We start from the raw sequence: 16,924 nt of genomic DNA, 5'->3' as shown, positions 1-16,924 counted from the left end.
ACCGTTGATGTGAAAATGCCGATCTATCGATCGGCATTTTTGTGTTTGGATAGAGTTAGAGAGATTCGCCATTCACAGTTACTTGAACATCAATATTACCGCGAACAGCGTTAGAGTAAGGGCACACCTGATGGGCAACGCGAGTCAATTCTAGAGCCTGTTCCTGAGGTAAATCCACTTCTGCAGCGAGGCTAATAGTCAGCGCAAATCCGCCATTATCATTTGGGCCAATCCCGACTTCTGCAGTGACTGGTGCTTGACTGATCGCCACTTTCGCTTCTCGAGCAACGTGCAAAATGGCATTAGAAAAACAGGCAGAGTAACCAGCCGCAAATAGTTGCTCTGGGTTGGTCGCTGCGCCACTGCCACCCATTTCTTTAGGGTAAGCAAGTTCTAGATCAAGTAAACCATCGTCAGTTTTCACTTGACCATTACGACCTGCAAGCGCTTTAGCTGAAGTTTTGTATAGAGTTGTCATGTCATCTTCCTTTTATTTGAGTTGTGTGCAATTTAATTGCCTGCAATATTAGATCGAAAATTATCTGGAATGCAACTATATTGTGCGCAATTTAAATGTTTTTATTTGATAGGTGTCGAATGAGTAAGTGTCAAAATGTAGAAAACATGACGGATGAAGAGAAGCTATTGCTGGATAATCAGGTTTGTTTCCCGCTTTACAGTGCGGCAAATGCAGTAATTCGCGCTTACCGACCTATGCTTGAACAGCTGGATCTTACCTACTCTCAATATTTGGTGATGATGTTGCTTTGGGAAAAAGATGGCGCCAGCGTAAAAGATTTGGGAACAAGGCTCCATCTTGATTCAGGCACATTGACCCCATTGCTGAAAAGGCTGGAAGTGAAAGGGTTTGTTGCCAGAGGCAGAAGCCAAGAGGATGAGCGTGTAAGAGTACTTAACCTGACCAATGCTGGTCAGGCGCTCAAGGATTCGGCGAAATCAGTGCCTAACGCGATGCGATGCAAAATTGATCTTGAGGTCGATGAACTGGTGACGCTTAAGCAACTATGCGAGAAGGTTCTGAACAATCTAGTTTAGGCTATACGCGATTATCCCCTGAACTAAAGGCAATCGTCTGGCTGATTTGGGTCAGGCTGCGCCCACTTTGTTGTTGCCATTCGGCGAACGCCTTATTGGCAGAATCCAGAGAGCGTTTGGTGTCTCTGCCACCTTCAATAATTTTGCAGTTTCTTAGGTAGGCTTCGACATCTCCAGACATAATGAAAGTGTCGACACCCATTTGGCGAAGGCTATATGGGCCGGTGTTACCTCCAAGTCGATTCCCTTTCTTCTTTAGGAAACTCCACAATTCAGTAATAGTTTCGCTTGGCCATTCGGCGATCATTTTGCCGAAAGAGCCATGTTCCAGAGACGCTTCATGAATCATTTGTGCGTTAGCGTGTATGGACTTCACTTTAGCGTGATGACGGATAATGCGTTCATCCGCGGCTTTGTTATCCCATTGCTCATCAGACAACATCAATAGTGGTTCGATCTTAAAACCGAAGAAGACCTCTTCAAAGTTAGGCCACTTGTTTCGAACCACACTCCATGAAATGCCACTTTGAAATACCTTCATACTGAATGCAGATAGCCAGCGATCGTTGGGAATGGCCGCAATTTCTTCTTTGCTCAGTGGGGTTGAAAGCAAGGCTTCCAGCTGGTCTTCGCCACCTTTGCGCTCTGCTGCTCGTTGATAGATATGTTCAAATTTTTCAACTGTCATGTGCTGTGTCCTTTTATTTTTCATTATCATAACAGCCTGTTATGCCTTATCTCAATTGACCTTGTCGGCAATTATTAAGGATGAAATCGGCAAAGGTCCTATTTTTCAAAGAGAGTCGTTTGCTCTTGTACAGCAAGTGAATAGGCTTGGGAGCAGGCACGTCTTGTTTGAGAATTTCCACTAGCCGACCATTGGCGAGATCGTCTTCAACCAAAATGGTAGGCTGCAGCATCACTCCAGCTCCTGATAGGGCAGCACTGCGCAACACTTCACCATTGTTTGAGGCAAGCCGGGTTTGGCCGCGTAGAAAGGCACTACTGGCAATTTGTGTCGTTATGCTTGCACTGCCTTCACTGTAACTAAAGCCGAGACATTGATGCTGAGTGAGGTCTGACACTGACTCGATTGGAGCATTTGCCGCAAGGTAAGCCGGAGAAGCGCAAAAAATAAGCGTGTAGTCGCCAAGGTAACGTGCGACCAGAGCTGAGTCTTCAAGGTTACCGATACGAATCATCATATCAGCATCGGTTAGGTGTGGGTCGATCAGTTCGTTACTGAGCTCCATCTCGACATTGATGTTTGGGTGTTGCGCGAGAAAGTCTGCAATGAGTGGAGCGAGTACCTTATTGCCGTAAGTGACCGGACAATTGATTTTCACCACTCCTTTTGGGCTGTTTTCTAAGGTTTGAATCAGATTCTCTGCATTGGCAAGATCTTCGAGAATTCGTTGGCACTCTTTGTAATAAAGCTGGCCTGACTCGGTCAATGTTTGTTTACGTGTAGTTCGATGGATCAGTTGAGTCGCCAGATGATTTTCCAAATGGCTAATGTGCTTGCTGATCATGGTCGGGGAAAGAGCAAAGTGGCTGGCGGCACTGCGAAAACTGCCATGTTCGACCACGTAAGCGAAGACCTTCATACTGGTGAATTTGTCCATTGAACACTCAGAGTTTACAAATAATCAACTAAAGCTAAGTTTATCAATTGAACGGAGATAATTACATTATGAAGTCTGAATAATGAATAGAATGCCGATATGATAGAGATGATTTACGTGACCGCTGAGCTGAAAATAAAGCCTGAAGTGGAAATACAACATGCGCAAGATGCCATTGAGCAATTTTGTCGCGACATGGAAAGTGAAGCGGGCTGCTTACAAGCAAAAGCAACGTACGATCTTAATGAGCCTAGCCGTGTCATTCTATGGGAAAGGTATCAGGATAGAGCGGCGATTGAAGCGCACTTTACCATGCCTCATACCCAAGCATTCATTGCCTTGGGCATAACGGATTTAGTGCAAGTATTTGAATCGCAAAGTGGAGAGCTAGCAGGATGAAATGGGGTGTACTCGGAACCAGTTTTATATCAGGCGTGATGGCGGAAGCGATCAATAATGATGAAGGCAGCGAGCTGTACGCAGTAGCAGGGCGCTCTCAACAGCCTCTAGATGACTTTGTGGCGAACTATCGCCCAGAGAAAGCGTATTCGAACTACGATGAACTTTTGAATGATGACGCAATTGATATCGTATACATTGCACTGCCTAACCATGTTCACCATGAGTACGTTGTCAAAGCGGCGCAAAAAGGCAAAGCGATACTGTGCGAGAAATCTCTGTCGGTGGATATGGATAAGACGCAACAGGCTCTAGATGCTGTTAAACAGAGTGGTGTCTTCTTTGCTGAAGGTTTGATGTACCTAAACCATCCGCTGGTCAACGCTATTCTCGAAGAGCTGAAAAAAGGCGCTATCGGCGAAATTCGCTCAATTCAGGCCTCGTATATCGCGGCGATCTCACAGTTTACCAATCCGGGCAGTAAAGGTGCGCTATACAATCTTGGCTGTTACCCAATGTCTCTGGTGCATTTGATTCTTCAATCGCAGTTTGGTGATCAAATATTCGATAACTACTCGATGCAGGCGTTAGGTCGCCTTGGTCAGGATGGCAATATTTGTGAATCTTCTGCGTTAATTCGCTTTAGCGATGCTCTCACAGTTCAAATTCACACAGCTGAAGATCATGGTTTGAAACATGGTTTCACGATTTTGGGAAGCAAAGGGGCGATCACACTTGATTCAAACCCTTGGTTGGCAACTCAAAGCAATCAGTTCAGTGTGGAAGAGTATGAAACGTTACAGCGACAAGTAGAGGTAGAGGCGGAAGGGGACGGATTCTTCTATCAAGTGGCTAACATACGCAAAGCCATTGGAGAGGGTCAGAAGCGCTTGAGCAGACCAAGTGCTACCCTTGAAGATTCATATCAGATAATGAAGTTGCTAACCGACTGGGAACAGGCAGCTTCAATATAGAAACAGGCCAGAGCAATAGCTCTGGCCTTTCTTGTTACAGAGTCAACAGGTAGTTGACCAGCTCATTATATTCTTCATATGAGCGAATCTTGTCGGCTTTAACAATGTATTTATCATTGACCAACACCCCTGGTACACCTGTCAGCGTACTTTGCTTAAATTGCTTGTCGAAGTTCTTTTGCATCGAATTCACCACAAAGCTGTTATAAGCCGAGTCAAATTTCTTAGCATCAACACCATTATCGATAAAAATTTGGCGAAGTGCCTTTTCATCTTTAGGTGCACTGCGACGTTCGTGAATCTGCTTAAACATAGCCGGAACCAAGTTCTTTTCTACATCCAGTGCCACCATGGTTGCGTAGGATTTGGCCATTGGAATCGCCATGTCGCTACCCATAAAGGCAACGTGCACTTTCTCGAATTTTGCGCCTTCTGGAAGCGATGTTTTGAGGCGGTCGATCACAGGTTCAAAGTTATAACAATGTGGGCAATAGAAAGAGAAGAACTCGGTGACCTTCGGAGTTTTCGACTTGTCCGTTTCGAGCACTTTGTAGTGGGTTCCTTCTTCGAACTTAGCGGCATTAGCGGCTAGTGCAAATACTAATGTGGCAAATAGGGCGAATAGTTTTTTCATTGAATAAATTCCTAATAGATACAGTTAGTTGCCGGAATATAACCGGAGTTGAACGTGAAAATTAAGAATTACGCAATCGGAGGGCGGAACAGAGTCTGAATTCGAGCCACTGCTTTTTCGGCCTTATCTTGATTGATAAGTGCCAGTGAAGTAGGGATGGCATCTGCTAATGTGAGTCCGGAGATATAAGGTACTTTCAGTAGGCAAACTGAGGCACAGCAGTGATGCGATGATTGAGCCTCACTGTGATTAGGCTTGGGGCATTCAATCGGGTGAACTTGAGAGAGGCGTTCTAGATTTAGAGTACTGTGGGTCAACTCAACTAATGCTTTTTCGCCAGCTTGTACGCCTACTGTTGCACTAGCGAAGAACAGTACGAAAGTGACAAGAAAAACAATAGGTAATGAACGATTCTTTAGCAACACAATGAACCCAAAAGCGAATTGAGCCTAGCTTAACTGATTTGCCAGCGATGATAAATATTCAGTTTTTCGTTTTGTTGGTCGAACTTTATTTATGCACTGGATGTCCTATCTAGCAAATTCTCCAACTCCACTCGTTTATGTTTAACTTCAAAGATGCTTTTTTCTTTTTGGCTTTGTTTGCGTCAACTGGGGTGTTCGCTGCACCGTCTCTGACGTATCAATTATCTGTTGATCCTGATGATTCTGATAAAGTCATCGTCACAGCAGACACGAGTGGTTTAGAGCAAGTAGAGATAATACCTGCTCGTGCTTTAGCCAGTGCGGTCCAGCCGTTGATATCGTGCCAATTGCCTTCGGGTAAGATCACGGCTTTAGACCAATCTAGTCCTCAGAAATGCCAGCAGATTCAATGGTCGTTGAAAATGGAACACACGTCTGAACAGGGTATGGATATCTCACAACAAATTGATAGCCGGAGTATTGATGAGGGGTGGTATTTCATTAGTGAGTGGAATTCGCTGCCGCGCGTGAAAGGGAGTAGCGAGATTCGCGTTTGTACCCCTGAGCGGAACTGCCAGACGATTCCTGAGTTATCAGAGCCACCATTGTTTGTTGTTTGGGGAATGGAAAGTACAGAACTAAACATTAATGATAAGAAAGTGACCGTTTTCAGCGATGCGCCTCAAGTGATGCTGCAAGTAGAGCAATGGAAACCGGTATTGGATACATCGCTACGTTACTTGAACAGCGTATTCTCTAATACACAGCGGCAAGACTGGCAGATGGCGTTCTTCAAAAAGGACCGCTCATCAGGGAGTTTAAGTGGAGCCGCTGGTCAGAACATGATTTTGATTAATGCCTGGCTAGAGCAAGGAAAACTCACACCAGTTTCACTGAAGATGCTTCTTAAGATTGCTGCGCATGAGTCGGTCCATGTTTTAGATTCTGCCAGCAGGCCGACTTGGGCTGCGGAAAGCCTTGCAGAGTACTACGCGATAAAATCACTACAAACAACGCCTTATTCTGCGGATGAGCCAACTCGTTTCTGGCTTAGCTTTGCTCAAAAGTTTCCTTTCTCAAAAACAGGCTTGGTTGAAGCAAACCGCCTCTACAATGAACAAGGTGCAGGTCAATATTACCCGTTGTTTTACTTTAAAGGCTCTGCGTTTTGGTATGAGTTGGATTCCGCTTTGAATCACACCGGCTCAAGTCTAGACAGTTTGATGAGTCAATTGAACTTTGAAACTGATGGACGCTTATCTCCAGATTTTGTTAACGCAGTAAGTGAGAAAATAGGTGATAGGGAATGGACAGCGATCAGTCGTCGTTATCTGTGATTCTGGTCGGTACACACGGCAAATGGGAGCAACGTTCCCATTTGCTTACGTCACACAAAGGTTATTTATTGAAGTAATCAGACATAATTTGATTGGCATCGATCTTTTTCAATCCTTGGTCAACGATCGATTTCCATTTCTTGCCAGTTTCGTCATTGCCAAATGCGATGAATAGTTGTTTTTCTTCCAATAGTTTGGCGTTCATCTGTAACTTGTCCTTCGCTCCTTTGAGGCTCTTATCACTGGCCAATAAATAGCTGAGAACATTACTGTCTATTACAGCGAGAGGGATACGTTGGCCTGAGACTTTTTTCAGGTTTTGACTGTCGCTGGTTACTGCTTCAGATTGAAGAACGCCACTGGCAATCATGCTGTCGAGTTCTTCGGTGTTGACATAACCACGAACCACGCCAATTTTGGTCGATTTTAAGTCCTGCAAGCTGCTCCATGATATCGGATTAGCTTTGTTTTCAACGAAGCCAAGAGGGCCTGTTCCTATCGGTTCTGAGAAGATTAGATCGGATGCCTCAAAATAGTACTCAGGAAAGTAACCAGCGTACTTGGCTTGATTCTTGGCAAGGTGAACGGCTCGTTCCCAAGGGTAAAATTCTACGGTCAGCTCATGCCCCATTGCTTCAACAGCCGCTTTGACAACGGCTACGGAAGCTCCTTGAGAATCGAGACTTCTTCCAGCGTATGGAGGCCATTCCAGAGAAGTGAGAGTGAGGACATCTCCACGGACTGGTAACGCTAATAACATCAGGCTAAAGAACATCAGTTTCAGATTGTGCATTGACTCTTCCTTATCTCAGTTGCTGCTTTAACAGCATAGACAATATTTACCTGAAGGCGGATGAAGGCTGAAATGAAAGGGTATACATAGAAAAAACCTCAGACTTGTGTCTGAGGTTCTCGGTTCGATAGGGGAAGGGTTAAATTTTGAAGAAGCCCACTTCCTGTTTGAGTTGGTTGGCGAGCTGATTGAGCTTTCTGCCAGCGTTTTCGTTACTCTCCATGGAGTTAACAGAGTCATCCGACATACTCGAAATTTGCTCCATAGCCGCTGCTATGTCTCTGACACCTTCTACCTGCTCATTGGTTGCTTGGACGACGTCACGGATATGGCTAAGCGTATCTTCGGCCTGATGTTCAATATCAACCAGTAATTGGCTGGCTTGAGAAGTTTTCTCTTTGCCTTTTTCTACTTGAGGCTGAGTATTTTCCATCGCGATTACGCTGGCAGCAGTTTGAGTTTGAACTTCGTTGATCATTGACTCAATTTGCGAGGTTGCATCATTGGTTCGTTGAGCCAGACTTCGGACCTCATCGGCGACAACCGCAAAGCCACGACCGGACTCTCCAGCACGCGCTGCTTCAATGGCGGCATTCAGCGCCAGTAGGTTGGTTTGCTCTGAAATCTCACTGATCACGTTAACGATGCCACCAATGTCTTTGGTGCGAGCTTCCAACTGCTTAACTTGCTCTACAGTCGCAAAGATCGTTGCAGAGATATTTTCCATTTCTGCTGCGACATCAAACACTAATTCGCGACCACTGCGAGCGTTGTCTGTTGTCATGACAGAGTTGTTTTCTGTCTGTGTTGTTACTTGGGCAATCTGGTCAATGCTGTGACGCATGTTGTCCAGTTTGTCTACTGTCTCTTGAGTCAAGCTGGCTTGCTGCTGCGCAGAGCGCAAAACACGGCTTGAGCCATCTGCCACTTCATCGACTTGTTCAACCAACTGACCTGAAGCAGACACGATGTTACTGACTATTTGAGTGAGCTTCGTCGACATACCAGAGAGAGAGTTAAGAATACTGCCACTGACGCGTTCGCCGTAATTGTGAGTCAAATCGCCATCTGCCATTAAGCGGATAGCACTTTGTGCTTCATAGGGCTCTCCGCCCAGAGACTTGCGGAAGCTACGTTCGATAGCAATACCGACAACGACAGAAATCGCTAGCGCAATAGCGGTCAGTAGAAGCATCAAGTCTTGGAAACCGCCAGCTTCGCCACGAGCTTCAGGAGTCAGGGTTTGGTTCAGGTTCTCTTGGTAATCAATAAACTGGTTGATGGTGTTAAGCCATTCAATAAAAGCGGGTCTTGCCTGATCGAGAACAACTTCTGTCATCACTTGATCGTTTTTCTTATCAGCGATGATCTGGCGTACAAGAGGGAGTGTTTTGGCTTGGATTTGATCTATGTGGGCGAGAATCTGGCGTTCTTCGGCGGTAAACATCACCCCTTTCGCTATCATGGCCTGCATGTTTTGCTCGGACTCACGATAAAAATCTTCCAGTTCTTTAATCTCTTGTTCTAATGCGGAAATTTCCTGAGGGTTGCGTGCGATGGCGATATCTCGAATCGCGATGGCTCTGTCGTGAACACTCCCACGGTAGTTGATGGCATAGCGTTGTTTTACCGAGTTAATGTCTGTCATTTCCGAAAGCACTATATCGATGAAATTTACTTTCTGAATACCCAGAACGGTTAGCGTCACCATCAAACTGACTAAGATGCCGAAGCCGATCCCTAGCCGTGTTTTCACTTTCAGTGTTGAGAGGTAATCCATTGCACTTTCTCCTGCTTGGATTTGATTAGATATGTTGAACTTGACCTAAGCCCAGGCTGTTATCTTATTGATTTTTTAAGGCTGTAAAGCCACTAAGATATCAGTTTAGAAGATTTGGACAATTCATTTCATGAATATGACCGGAAGAAGAGGAAACTCTATTCATGAAACTTCAGTTTGTGTGGGGGCTGTGGCTCATTGCAGATGTCGAAAATATTCAATATTTCACTTGGTGCAACAGATAGTCTATCGGTATCAAACAAGGAGATACCCATATGACACCAAGACTTAATTACTTCAACGCCGCACCTGAAGGCATCCAAATTCTGATGGAGCAGGAAAATTACCTTCGCACCCAGTTTGAGCAACAAAACACGCTTTCGATAGCAATATGGGAGTTGGTTAAGCTTCGCGTATCGCAGATTAACCAGTGTGCGTTTTGTATTGATATGCACAGCAAAGATGCATTAAAGCAAGGAGAGTCATACTCTCGTCTGATCGGGCTTAATGCTTGGCGGGATATGCCTGAATATAGCGATGAGGAAATAGTTGCGCTACATTGGGCTGAATGTATCACAAAAGGTGGCGATGTCGACGAAAGTGCGTATCAGGCAACACTGAACATGTTTGGTGAACAGGGATTGGTTATCCTCACGCTGGCTATAAATGCAATTAACAGCTGGAATCGCATTGCCAAAACGTTCAAGCCTGAAATAGGCAGTCTGTCGGCAGAATAACGACAGGAGCATTGCTCAACAAATGGATTTTGAAATAGTCAATCCAGACGGCCTGCTAGCCGACCATATTCAGGCAATATGGTCGGCTAAAGTGTCTTGTGGGCAAGCTGTCTCCAAACCTCTCTATTGCGATGGAGGCTCTGGGGTGATGTTTGTACTACAAGGGCAGGTGAGTTTAGAAGGCAAAACATATGGTGAAAGCGTGATGTATCAGCCATATAGCAGAGTCACTAAGAACATCACGATTTCCTGCGAGGCTCAGCTTTGTGGCGTCCGTTTTCATCCAGGTATGCAGTTTTCATTCTTGGAAGAGCTCGTTGAAGCAAATAGAGAAAGCCATCAAGACGTGTTTTGTTTTCAACCTCCAGAGGCTTTGGGCAAGCAACTATCCGAGTACCAGAGTCATACCAAGCGAATAGCGCTTCTGACGGATTGGTGCTCGGAAGCCGTATCTCAAATAGCTAAGGATGAAGAGAGAGCTAAACTGATTCATCTTGCGCAGGATGGCAAGATAGGCAAGAGCTTTGGAGAAAACCAAAGGCAGGTAGAACGTAAATTCAAACATTGGGTGGGTATGAGCCCAAAGCATTTCCAACGTCTTCGTCGAGTCCACGCCAGCATTCAAGAGCTGAGAGACAACCCAGAACTCTCATTAGCCGAACTGGCCGCCTATCAAGGCTTTTCCGATCAAGCGCATATGACGAGAGAGTTCAAAAATTTCGCCTTGATTACTCCGGGGCAATTTAGTCGCAGGTTAAAACAAAAATGACTCGAGCTCTTAGGTTATTCGCCATCTTTTTGTTTTAACTGCTTTCGATACTCGCTCGGGCTTGTTCCGGTAATGCGACTGAACTCTCGATTGAAATTGGATTTGGTCTGAAAACCGGAGTTCATCAAAATTTGTGTCACCGATTCATCGGTTTCAGCAAGGGCTTGTTGCGCATGATGTATGCGATATTCGTTGACCAGCTTTGATATGTTCTTTCCATGTACCTGATTGACGGCCGTCGATATCTGTTTAGCTGGGACACCTATAATGCGAGATAATCGTGAGAGCGTCAGTTCTGGGTCTAGATAGAGGGATTTTTCTAGGATCTTTTCATTCAACAATGCTGTAACTTCCCTTGCTCTATGCTCAGACATAACAGGTTGAGGCACTGGCGACTTTTGCTCAGGGTCAGTTTCATCAGGACTCGGTGTCGTGTTTATTCCTGTGATAACAACGGCCAAAGAGAGTACGGGTAACAAGATTAGATGCCCTAGCGTCAGTATATAAAGCGTTAAATTTCCACGGTTATAGGCAAAATCGAGCGAGATAGAAGCATCAATAAGGGCGGAAAAAATGAGCATCCACCCAGCTACAATTCTTGCCTTTTGAACGCCTTCCCAACGTCCCAGTGTTACGTTAACCAACAAATCCTGGTCTGACGCCCCCCTCATTAATGCAATACCGTAAAAAAGGTAGATAGCCGTTAGCAATTCATCGAGAGGTGGAAGCCATAATGTTTGGGTGAAGACAAAAAGCACCACAACTATGGATGCTAAGGCATGCTTGTATGTTGATTTCAAATGCCAGTCCCCTGTGCGTGCAAACGCGTACCACGCTGAGATGGGAATCAAAGCTGCGAATATTGGTTGAGCAATTAAGAATAGAGGGGATTGGAAGGTCCATCTCAATCCAACTATAGCTGTGGTTAAGGCACATAAAATTAAAAAGCCACAAGCAAATTTGGCTTGCTCTCGGTTACCCAAATACAAGGTCACTGCCAGCAGTCCTAAAAGCAGTGATACAACAAAAGGGACGGGAATCGCGAGCATAGTTGGTCCTGAGTTGGGTAAGAATATAGTTTCTGAATTCGTCATAGCATAGCGATATGAAACTGAATTAGAAGCCCACACTAGACCAAAACTGGTATCAGGACGTCCTAAAACCAGTTTCAGGACGTATTTATTACCCTTTCGAACTCAGAATAGAGACTCATTTTACGTGTTGGGGAGATTAACAATGTATTTCTATTGGCTGGCGTGGCAACGAGGTTTGGACTTTTCTGGCCATTCTTCAAGGCGAGAATTTTGGATGTTCGTAATCGTACACATGGCAGTAAGTATGGTGCTTATTGCTTTGGATGTAGGCTTTTCATTGCCTTGGTTTGATGTGCTTTATAGTGTCGCAAGTTTCATTCCGCTCGTCGCATTAATCGTGAGGCGTATGCATGATATTGGTAAATCTGGCTTATGGGGATTGGTGTTTTTTATTCCGGCTATTGGACCATTCTGGTTCACATATCTGCTCAGCCAACAAAGCAGCTTGCCAATAAATAATAGAGGGCTCTTGTTATGAGGTGGATACTTTTGAGCGCGCTTATATTTGCTTATCAAGTGATAGCGGATGAAGACCCCCATCTTTTTCCAGAAGATGCGATTGGTGTATTGGAAGTTAATGATATGACATCGGGTCAACTACTTTGGTTACGCGGTCGCGTGGGTGAGGGAAGTTACACTTGGGTGGACCAAACTGGCAACCACTGTACGATGAAAATCCCAGTTGCCATAGGTCGAATCGCTGATTCTGGTTTGAGTATCGGCAGTGCGAGCGGTATGACGATGATTGTCATGAGTAAAAAACTGAATGAGGCTCTTACCCAAGGGGAGCGAGTTAACAGCAAAGAGTGGAGGTTCACTGAGTTTGGCGAAGGCGAAGCGGATGGCTGGATTGTTGATGGCATCAGCCTTCATGAAGCTTTTGTCTTTAACTCAAGAAGGCGTTGGGTTTCTTGGCTAGTGGGTGATACACGCAGTGAGCTCTGCCAACAATAAAGAGCGAAGGTAGCGCTTTTATCAGGAGCAAGTGTTCTTTAGTCTTTGGGTGGGGAGAATATAAGGCGCAGTTTTTGCCGAAAAGATAATTTCTTCTGGCGTACATCGCGAAAGAGATCTCCCCATTCCTTAAATGTAACTACCAGCGGGTTGAAGCTCTCGACAGGTTTTGTGACACCGTAGCGTACAGTTTCAACTTCAGGTTCAAAGGTACCGAACATTTTGTCCCAGATAATCAGTACACCGGCGTAGTTTTTGTCGATGTACTGAGGGTTACGACCATGGTGCACTCGGTGATGAGAAGGGGTGTTAAACAGATATTCCAATGGTCCAAGAGTGCGAATCCATTGTGTGTGGACGAAGAACTGCAAACCTAAGTTTAATAATACGGCAAAAATGACCCATTTGGGCTCGAATCCGATGATCACAAGAGGAACCCAGAATAGCCACATCCCTGCAATGGGATACATTAAGCTTTGTCGAAAAGCAGTGCTGAAGTTCATGCGTTCAGAGCTGTGGTGAGCAACGTGCGCAGCCCACATCCAGCGAATGCGATGACTGGCGCGATGGAACCAGTAATAGAAGAAATCTTGCAGTATGAGCAGAACAATAAAGCTCGCAACACCCATTTCTATGTCCATCAGTCTCCAGCCAAACAACCACATGTAAAGTTGAATGATTAAAAGTCCAGTTAACAGGTCCGCTAGTTGATGCATGCCCGCGAGAGCAAAGTTACATAATACTTCCGGAATAAAATAGGCTGAGTTTTCTGGAAGATGGCCTCGCTTTTGCCCGATAAAGTACTCAGCCAACATCAAACCAATGAAAAGAGGCGCTAATAGCATCAGAAGCCATTCAGGGTTATCGATAAGAGTATTGAAATCCATATAAAGCTCCGAAAATGTTACCAGCGAGCGAAGTGATCTTCGGTTAAACCAAGTTGCTGTTCTAATGTATGAAGTACGCCGTTTTCATCTTTGATAAAGCCAGAAAAGTAGCCGATAAACTGGCGGAAGTTGCTCTGCAAAACCCACAAGTTAAGTTTTTCACTTCTGTTGTTGAGTGGAGTAAAAGTCAAGTCGACTCGACCATCATCAGAGAAAATACGCCATTTCTTTTGTGTTGCTTGGCGATCAAAATGGAAGTGGACAGCCCCTAGTAAGTGCCGCTCTTCATTAATCCACAAAGCATTCTCATGACTGCCCGTTTCGTTAACTCCAGCGGCCAAGTTGAGACCAAGTTTGCCTTTGTCACTGCATCCATTGATGCTTGCCCATCGCCAACTCGTCTCGCGTCGCATATAGCCCGCCGAAAAGTCATAGCCACCCAACGCGAGAGAAGTGTCGATCTGGTTTCCACCTACCGTAATGTTTCCCTTAACGGCCAGCGCGTTGTGCTTTTTGGTATAGGTCCAGCCGTTATAGCCAGTAGGCGTGCAAAGTGAGAGCGGCAAGCTGCTGCTTGGCGGTTGGAGCGAAACATCGAGTTGTAATAACTCGGTGTTGGCTTTGACCTGCCAATTGGGGTAAGTAATCTCAAACGCTAGTTTCTTGGCCGCGATATGGCTGTAGCCTTCATGTGGAGATAGGGACATTTGCTTGTCGATATTCAGAGGCCTTAACCAGTTTTGCTCTACCAAAGTATCTGTCTGGACGTCGTAAACATAACAAAATGCAGAACCGACATAGCGAATATCTGCTATGGCCAGGCCAATCACATAGCGTGGTGTAGTTATGCTGACAAATTGAAACTGCTTGTAGTGAAAGTACTTTTTTAGCTTACCGACTTTGCGATCCATGTTATTACGGTATTCGAAGCGGTGGATTCCCAATTGCTTTGGCACACCATCGAAATGACCAAAACACGGCTTTCCATTTGAATGGATAAGGTATTCAGGAGCAGTTTGGCTAAGTATCATGATAAGTTCACAATCCAATAACATTTCAATCAGTGTTACGTGTTTGAGTGTTATTAAACAGGTCATTTTCGGTCATAAAGTGAATCACTGTCACGATTGGAGAGGGTAAACTCCGTTATCCTGAATGTTGGATTACACGAGGAATAGACATGGAAGTCATCGCAGAATATCTGCCTGTTGATCATCGATATCAGTTGGGGATCTTAGATATCTCTTTACTGCTTAGTGTCGTAGAGGAATATGGGCTAGATGCGGATAGCTTACTAAACCATTCTGGCTTAAGTGATATAGACTGGCATAGCCAAGAAAGCCATATCAGTTATTCGGATAAGCTTTTGCTGTTCCACTATGTACAGAAGTATTTCCCCAATATTGGTCTAGGCTTGTTGCTTGGCGAGCGGGCGACATTGAGCCATTTTGGTATTCTCGGTTACGCGGTTTTGAGTAGTCGAACCGTCTTTGAGGCGATAAAAGCAGGGTTTAAATATCTTGATCTCAATGGCCCTGTTTTTTCTGTAAGAGTATCCCGCGACGATGAGACCGCATCAATCGAGATTGAAAATGACTTGGAGATTGGTGAGCTACTTCCTTTTTGTACAGAGTATTTTTTCAGTTCTATTACCTCTTTGTTTCTTGAACTGACCGGGCTGCAACTGGTGTTACAGAAGCTGGAGCTGCCATACTCAAAACCTGATTACGCAACGCACTACGCAGACCGCTTCCGTTGTAATGTAATATTCGAACAGCCTCGGTGCGTGCTAACTTTTAAAGCGAACGTTATGGATTGGCAGTTGGCTTCTCATAATTCAGATTTGCTCTGTGCCTACCTCCATTCTTGTGAATCCGTGATGGCGGTATTGCAATCACCTACACGATTAAGTAATCAGATCAAAGCCTTTCTCTATCAGAGTGTTGGTATGTTCCCTTCTATTGATGACATTGCCGTCCAGCATGGATGCTCGGTTAGGACTTTAAGAAGGTTGCTCACGCAGGAGCAAACCAGTTATCGAGAGCTTGTTGATGAAGTTCGCTTTGAGCTCTCTAAAGAATTTTTGGTAAGAACACATTTGACGATAGAAGAAATTGCTTTTCGGCTTGGATACAGTGACAGCGCCAATTTCAGGCGAAGTTTCAAGCGCTGGTCCGGAAAGGCACCGAGTTGCTTTAGAGCGCTGTGATCTAGGTGCTATTTAACTCAGAAGCCAGGAACCCCTTCAATCATTTAGATTGCAACTACACTTAATATTGTTTTATTGATAGTTGTGTTTTTATGAATTTGCTCGGGCTTATCTCTCTACTCATTTCACTGTGTGTATTCTCAGCGTTTGCCAGTGATAAGACGGTTCGGTTTGCGGTGGGAGACTGGGAACCATATACCAGCTCTCTCTCTGACCCAGAATTGAAGATCTCAGAAACTTTGGTGCGAAGAGCATTCGAAATTCGCGGATATGCTGTCGAGTTAGAGTACTACCCTTGGGTGCGGTCTTATCAATATGCGATTCGCGGTGAATTTGATGGCTCATTCCCTTGGATGAAAAACGAAGACAGAATCAAGGATTTTATCTATTCAGAGCCGTTTTTCAGCCAACGTGTACAGTTCTTTTATCATTCAGACATACTGTTTTCATGGCAAGAAGCCAAAGATCTAAATAAGTATCAAATTGGCGCTACGCAAGGGTATCACGCGACCTATTTTATGGAGCAGCTTGGTATCTACGTAAACATTAACAACTCAGAAGAAACCAATTTTCAAAAAATTGCTAAGGGGCGATTAGACGCTTATCCAACTGGCGTTGAAAGGGGCTTGTACCTCATTAAACACTATGTACCTGAAGAACTAAGGCCATACATAAAATTAGATTCCAAACCTTTACTTGAAGATGACATGTTTGTGATATTCAGTCGATTTGATAGTGAACGCAGTCAATTACTGGTTAGTGAATTCAATGCAGGTTTAAAGCAACTCATCGAAACGGGCGAGTACAAGGAAATCATGCAGTCAGAAGCCGAGTTTCTACAAACGATACAAAGCAACGACTAATTCGTCTGTTGGACATAGGTTAGGGGACTCAAAATGTTTAATTTACTTACGGCCTATAACCTAGCAAGGGCGTAGTTATGCACAAATACATCAAGACAATCCTAATCACTATGGCTGTTCCGACACATGCATTCGCCACCATTAATATGGCTGAAGTTAACGCTTATGCATATGAAGGGCTCGCGGAAATATGTGCTAACTCGAGGCACATTCTTGGGCCAGAACTAAAAGAAATAAAGGTTCTTTATCTTAATAAGAAACGTTTGAGACAGGCGATGTTTCCAGCGGACCCTAATTTTTCCCATTACGCAGCTAAGCAGCTATGGGACATCGGAACAGGTGACAACCCCTCTTTTGATGAATGCGTAACACTACTCAGTAAGTAGTT

21 protein-coding genes are annotated in these 16,924 nt (G+C 44.7%); 11 read left to right on the top strand and 10 right to left on the bottom strand.

Annotation, left to right across the window (positions count from 1 at the left end; all coding sequences use genetic code 11):
• Positions 1–55 precede the first annotated feature (55 nt).
• A complete protein-coding gene (ohr, locus tag VIC_RS08195) occupies positions 56–478 on the bottom strand; it encodes an organic hydroperoxide reductase Ohr (protein WP_006959002.1) in 423 nt (140 codons plus the stop codon).
• A 119-nt stretch (positions 479–597) separates the two neighbouring features.
• Between ohr and ohrR the strand changes: the two genes are divergently transcribed.
• Positions 598–1,056: a transcriptional regulator OhrR gene (gene ohrR / locus VIC_RS08190; RefSeq protein ID WP_006959001.1), complete on the top strand. Its 459-nt coding sequence runs from the start codon at positions 598–600 to the stop codon at positions 1,054–1,056.
• Position 1,057: 1 nt separating this feature from the next.
• Here the strand turns inward: ohrR and VIC_RS08185 are convergent, their stop codons facing one another.
• Positions 1,058–1,744 carry a DNA-3-methyladenine glycosylase I gene (locus VIC_RS08185; RefSeq protein WP_006958999.1) on the bottom strand — a complete coding sequence of 229 codons (687 nt, stop codon included), beginning with the start codon at positions 1,742–1,744 and terminating at the stop codon, positions 1,058–1,060.
• A 46-nt stretch (positions 1,745–1,790) separates the two neighbouring features.
• A complete protein-coding gene (locus VIC_RS08180; RefSeq protein ID WP_039951634.1) occupies positions 1,791–2,681 on the bottom strand; it encodes a LysR family transcriptional regulator in 891 nt (296 codons plus the stop codon).
• Positions 2,682–2,780: 99 nt separating this feature from the next.
• Here VIC_RS08180 and VIC_RS08175 point away from each other — a divergent pair, with 99 nt between their 5' ends.
• Both VIC_RS08175 and VIC_RS08170 read left to right on the top strand, forming a co-directional pair.
• The gene (locus tag VIC_RS08175; RefSeq protein ID WP_006958993.1) at positions 2,781–3,080 is read left to right on the top strand and encodes a putative quinol monooxygenase; all 300 of its coding nucleotides are present in this window, start codon (positions 2,781–2,783) and stop codon (positions 3,078–3,080) included.
• Positions 3,077–4,054, top strand: a complete 978-nt coding sequence (locus VIC_RS08170) for a Gfo/Idh/MocA family protein (RefSeq protein ID WP_006958991.1) — start codon at positions 3,077–3,079, stop codon at positions 4,052–4,054. Before VIC_RS08175 ends, VIC_RS08170 begins: the two co-directional genes overlap by 4 nt.
• Positions 4,055–4,088: 34 nt before the next feature.
• On the opposite strand, the gene VIC_RS08165 is transcribed toward VIC_RS08170, so the two are convergent.
• A complete protein-coding gene (locus VIC_RS08165) occupies positions 4,089–4,688 on the bottom strand; it encodes a thiol:disulfide interchange protein DsbA/DsbL (RefSeq protein WP_038512417.1) in 600 nt (199 codons plus the stop codon).
• Between the two features lie 68 nt (positions 4,689–4,756).
• On the bottom strand, positions 4,757–5,113 hold the full coding sequence (locus VIC_RS08160) for a hypothetical protein (protein WP_006958988.1): 357 nt from the start codon (positions 5,111–5,113) through the stop codon (positions 4,757–4,759).
• A 137-nt stretch (positions 5,114–5,250) separates the two neighbouring features.
• Between VIC_RS08160 and VIC_RS08155 the strand changes: the two genes are divergently transcribed.
• Positions 5,251–6,450 carry a hypothetical protein gene (locus VIC_RS08155; protein WP_006958986.1) on the top strand — a complete coding sequence of 400 codons (1,200 nt, stop codon included), beginning with the start codon at positions 5,251–5,253 and terminating at the stop codon, positions 6,448–6,450.
• 61 nt (positions 6,451–6,511) lie between these two features.
• Here the strand turns inward: VIC_RS08155 and VIC_RS08150 are convergent, their stop codons facing one another.
• The gene (locus VIC_RS08150; RefSeq protein WP_006958984.1) at positions 6,512–7,243 is read right to left on the bottom strand and encodes a substrate-binding periplasmic protein; all 732 of its coding nucleotides are present in this window, start codon (positions 7,241–7,243) and stop codon (positions 6,512–6,514) included.
• Positions 7,244–7,382: 139 nt separating this feature from the next.
• On the bottom strand, positions 7,383–9,023 hold the full coding sequence (locus VIC_RS08145; RefSeq protein ID WP_006958982.1) for a methyl-accepting chemotaxis protein: 1,641 nt from the start codon (positions 9,021–9,023) through the stop codon (positions 7,383–7,385).
• Between the two features lie 275 nt (positions 9,024–9,298).
• Between VIC_RS08145 and VIC_RS08140 the strand changes: the two genes are divergently transcribed.
• Both VIC_RS08140 and VIC_RS08135 read left to right on the top strand, forming a co-directional pair.
• On the top strand, positions 9,299–9,760 hold the full coding sequence (locus VIC_RS08140; protein ID WP_006958977.1) for a carboxymuconolactone decarboxylase family protein: 462 nt from the start codon (positions 9,299–9,301) through the stop codon (positions 9,758–9,760).
• A gap of 22 nt (positions 9,761–9,782) precedes the next feature.
• Entirely contained in the window at positions 9,783–10,529 is a 747-nt protein-coding gene (locus tag VIC_RS08135) for a helix-turn-helix domain-containing protein (protein WP_006958975.1), read from the top strand.
• Between the two features lie 14 nt (positions 10,530–10,543).
• On the opposite strand, the gene VIC_RS08130 is transcribed toward VIC_RS08135, so the two are convergent.
• The gene (locus VIC_RS08130) at positions 10,544–11,578 is read right to left on the bottom strand and encodes a helix-turn-helix domain-containing protein (RefSeq protein ID WP_006958973.1); all 1,035 of its coding nucleotides are present in this window, start codon (positions 11,576–11,578) and stop codon (positions 10,544–10,546) included.
• 187 nt (positions 11,579–11,765) lie between these two features.
• On the opposite strand from VIC_RS08130, the gene VIC_RS08125 reads away from it, so the two are divergent.
• Together VIC_RS08125 and VIC_RS08120 are read left to right on the top strand one after the other, a co-directional pair.
• Positions 11,766–12,101 (top strand): DUF805 domain-containing protein, encoded by a 336-nt coding sequence (locus VIC_RS08125; RefSeq protein WP_039951631.1) that lies wholly within the window; start codon positions 11,766–11,768, stop codon positions 12,099–12,101.
• Between the two features lie 11 nt (positions 12,102–12,112).
• Positions 12,113–12,577: a hypothetical protein gene (locus VIC_RS08120; RefSeq protein ID WP_006958971.1), complete on the top strand. Its 465-nt coding sequence runs from the start codon at positions 12,113–12,115 to the stop codon at positions 12,575–12,577.
• 38 nt (positions 12,578–12,615) lie between these two features.
• Here VIC_RS08120 and VIC_RS08115 read toward each other — a convergent pair whose 3' ends face one another.
• A complete protein-coding gene (locus VIC_RS08115) occupies positions 12,616–13,464 on the bottom strand; it encodes a sterol desaturase family protein (protein WP_006958969.1) in 849 nt (282 codons plus the stop codon).
• Between the two features lie 17 nt (positions 13,465–13,481).
• Positions 13,482–14,495 (bottom strand): DUF2804 domain-containing protein, encoded by a 1,014-nt coding sequence (locus tag VIC_RS08110; RefSeq protein WP_039951768.1) that lies wholly within the window; start codon positions 14,493–14,495, stop codon positions 13,482–13,484.
• 149 nt (positions 14,496–14,644) lie between these two features.
• On the opposite strand from VIC_RS08110, the gene VIC_RS08105 reads away from it, so the two are divergent.
• The 3 genes from VIC_RS08105 to VIC_RS08095 all read left to right on the top strand — a co-directional run bounded on the left by VIC_RS08105 (position 14,645) and on the right by VIC_RS08095 (position 16,922).
• Complete coding sequence (locus tag VIC_RS08105; protein ID WP_006958964.1) at positions 14,645–15,673, top strand: AraC family transcriptional regulator; 1,029 nt, start codon at positions 14,645–14,647, stop codon at positions 15,671–15,673.
• Positions 15,674–15,765: 92 nt separating this feature from the next.
• Positions 15,766–16,536, top strand: coding sequence for a substrate-binding periplasmic protein (locus VIC_RS08100; protein WP_006958962.1), 771 nt, complete (start codon positions 15,766–15,768; stop codon positions 16,534–16,536).
• A 77-nt stretch (positions 16,537–16,613) separates the two neighbouring features.
• On the top strand, positions 16,614–16,922 hold the full coding sequence (locus tag VIC_RS08095; protein WP_038162375.1) for a hypothetical protein: 309 nt from the start codon (positions 16,614–16,616) through the stop codon (positions 16,920–16,922).
• Positions 16,923–16,924: the final 2 nt, after the last annotated feature.

The sequence above is a fragment of the Vibrio coralliilyticus ATCC BAA-450 genome (assembly GCF_000176135.1).
In the GTDB taxonomy this organism is placed as follows: domain Bacteria; phylum Pseudomonadota; class Gammaproteobacteria; order Enterobacterales; family Vibrionaceae; genus Vibrio; species Vibrio coralliilyticus.
This window is presented reverse-complemented; position numbering and strand designations above follow the sequence as displayed.

Coding starts and splice junctions, on each gene's coding strand:
- VIC_RS08125 (WP_039951631.1), top strand. CDS start 11,766: ATGTATTTCTATTGGCTGGCGTGGCAACGAGGTTTGGACTTTTCTGGC.
- VIC_RS08150 (WP_006958984.1), bottom strand. CDS start 7,243: ATGCACAATCTGAAACTGATGTTCTTTAGCCTGATGTTATTAGCGTTA.
- VIC_RS08115 (WP_006958969.1), bottom strand. CDS start 13,464: ATGGATTTCAATACTCTTATCGATAACCCTGAATGGCTTCTGATGCTA.
- VIC_RS08165 (WP_038512417.1), bottom strand. CDS start 4,688: ATGAAAAAACTATTCGCCCTATTTGCCACATTAGTATTTGCACTAGCC.
- VIC_RS08140 (WP_006958977.1), top strand. CDS start 9,299: ATGACACCAAGACTTAATTACTTCAACGCCGCACCTGAAGGCATCCAA.
- ohrR (WP_006959001.1), top strand. CDS start 598: ATGAGTAAGTGTCAAAATGTAGAAAACATGACGGATGAAGAGAAGCTA.
- VIC_RS08130 (WP_006958973.1), bottom strand. CDS start 11,578: ATGCTCGCGATTCCCGTCCCTTTTGTTGTATCACTGCTTTTAGGACTG.
- VIC_RS08170 (WP_006958991.1), top strand. CDS start 3,077: ATGAAATGGGGTGTACTCGGAACCAGTTTTATATCAGGCGTGATGGCG.
- VIC_RS08095 (WP_038162375.1), top strand. CDS start 16,614: ATGCACAAATACATCAAGACAATCCTAATCACTATGGCTGTTCCGACA.
- VIC_RS08100 (WP_006958962.1), top strand. CDS start 15,766: ATGAATTTGCTCGGGCTTATCTCTCTACTCATTTCACTGTGTGTATTC.
- VIC_RS08145 (WP_006958982.1), bottom strand. CDS start 9,023: ATGGATTACCTCTCAACACTGAAAGTGAAAACACGGCTAGGGATCGGC.
- VIC_RS08180 (WP_039951634.1), bottom strand. CDS start 2,681: ATGGACAAATTCACCAGTATGAAGGTCTTCGCTTACGTGGTCGAACAT.
- ohr (WP_006959002.1), bottom strand. CDS start 478: ATGACAACTCTATACAAAACTTCAGCTAAAGCGCTTGCAGGTCGTAAT.
- VIC_RS08110 (WP_039951768.1), bottom strand. CDS start 14,495: ATGATACTTAGCCAAACTGCTCCTGAATACCTTATCCATTCAAATGGA.
- VIC_RS08105 (WP_006958964.1), top strand. CDS start 14,645: ATGGAAGTCATCGCAGAATATCTGCCTGTTGATCATCGATATCAGTTG.
- VIC_RS08155 (WP_006958986.1), top strand. CDS start 5,251: ATGTTTAACTTCAAAGATGCTTTTTTCTTTTTGGCTTTGTTTGCGTCA.
- VIC_RS08135 (WP_006958975.1), top strand. CDS start 9,783: ATGGATTTTGAAATAGTCAATCCAGACGGCCTGCTAGCCGACCATATT.
- VIC_RS08175 (WP_006958993.1), top strand. CDS start 2,781: ATGATAGAGATGATTTACGTGACCGCTGAGCTGAAAATAAAGCCTGAA.
- VIC_RS08185 (WP_006958999.1), bottom strand. CDS start 1,744: ATGACAGTTGAAAAATTTGAACATATCTATCAACGAGCAGCAGAGCGC.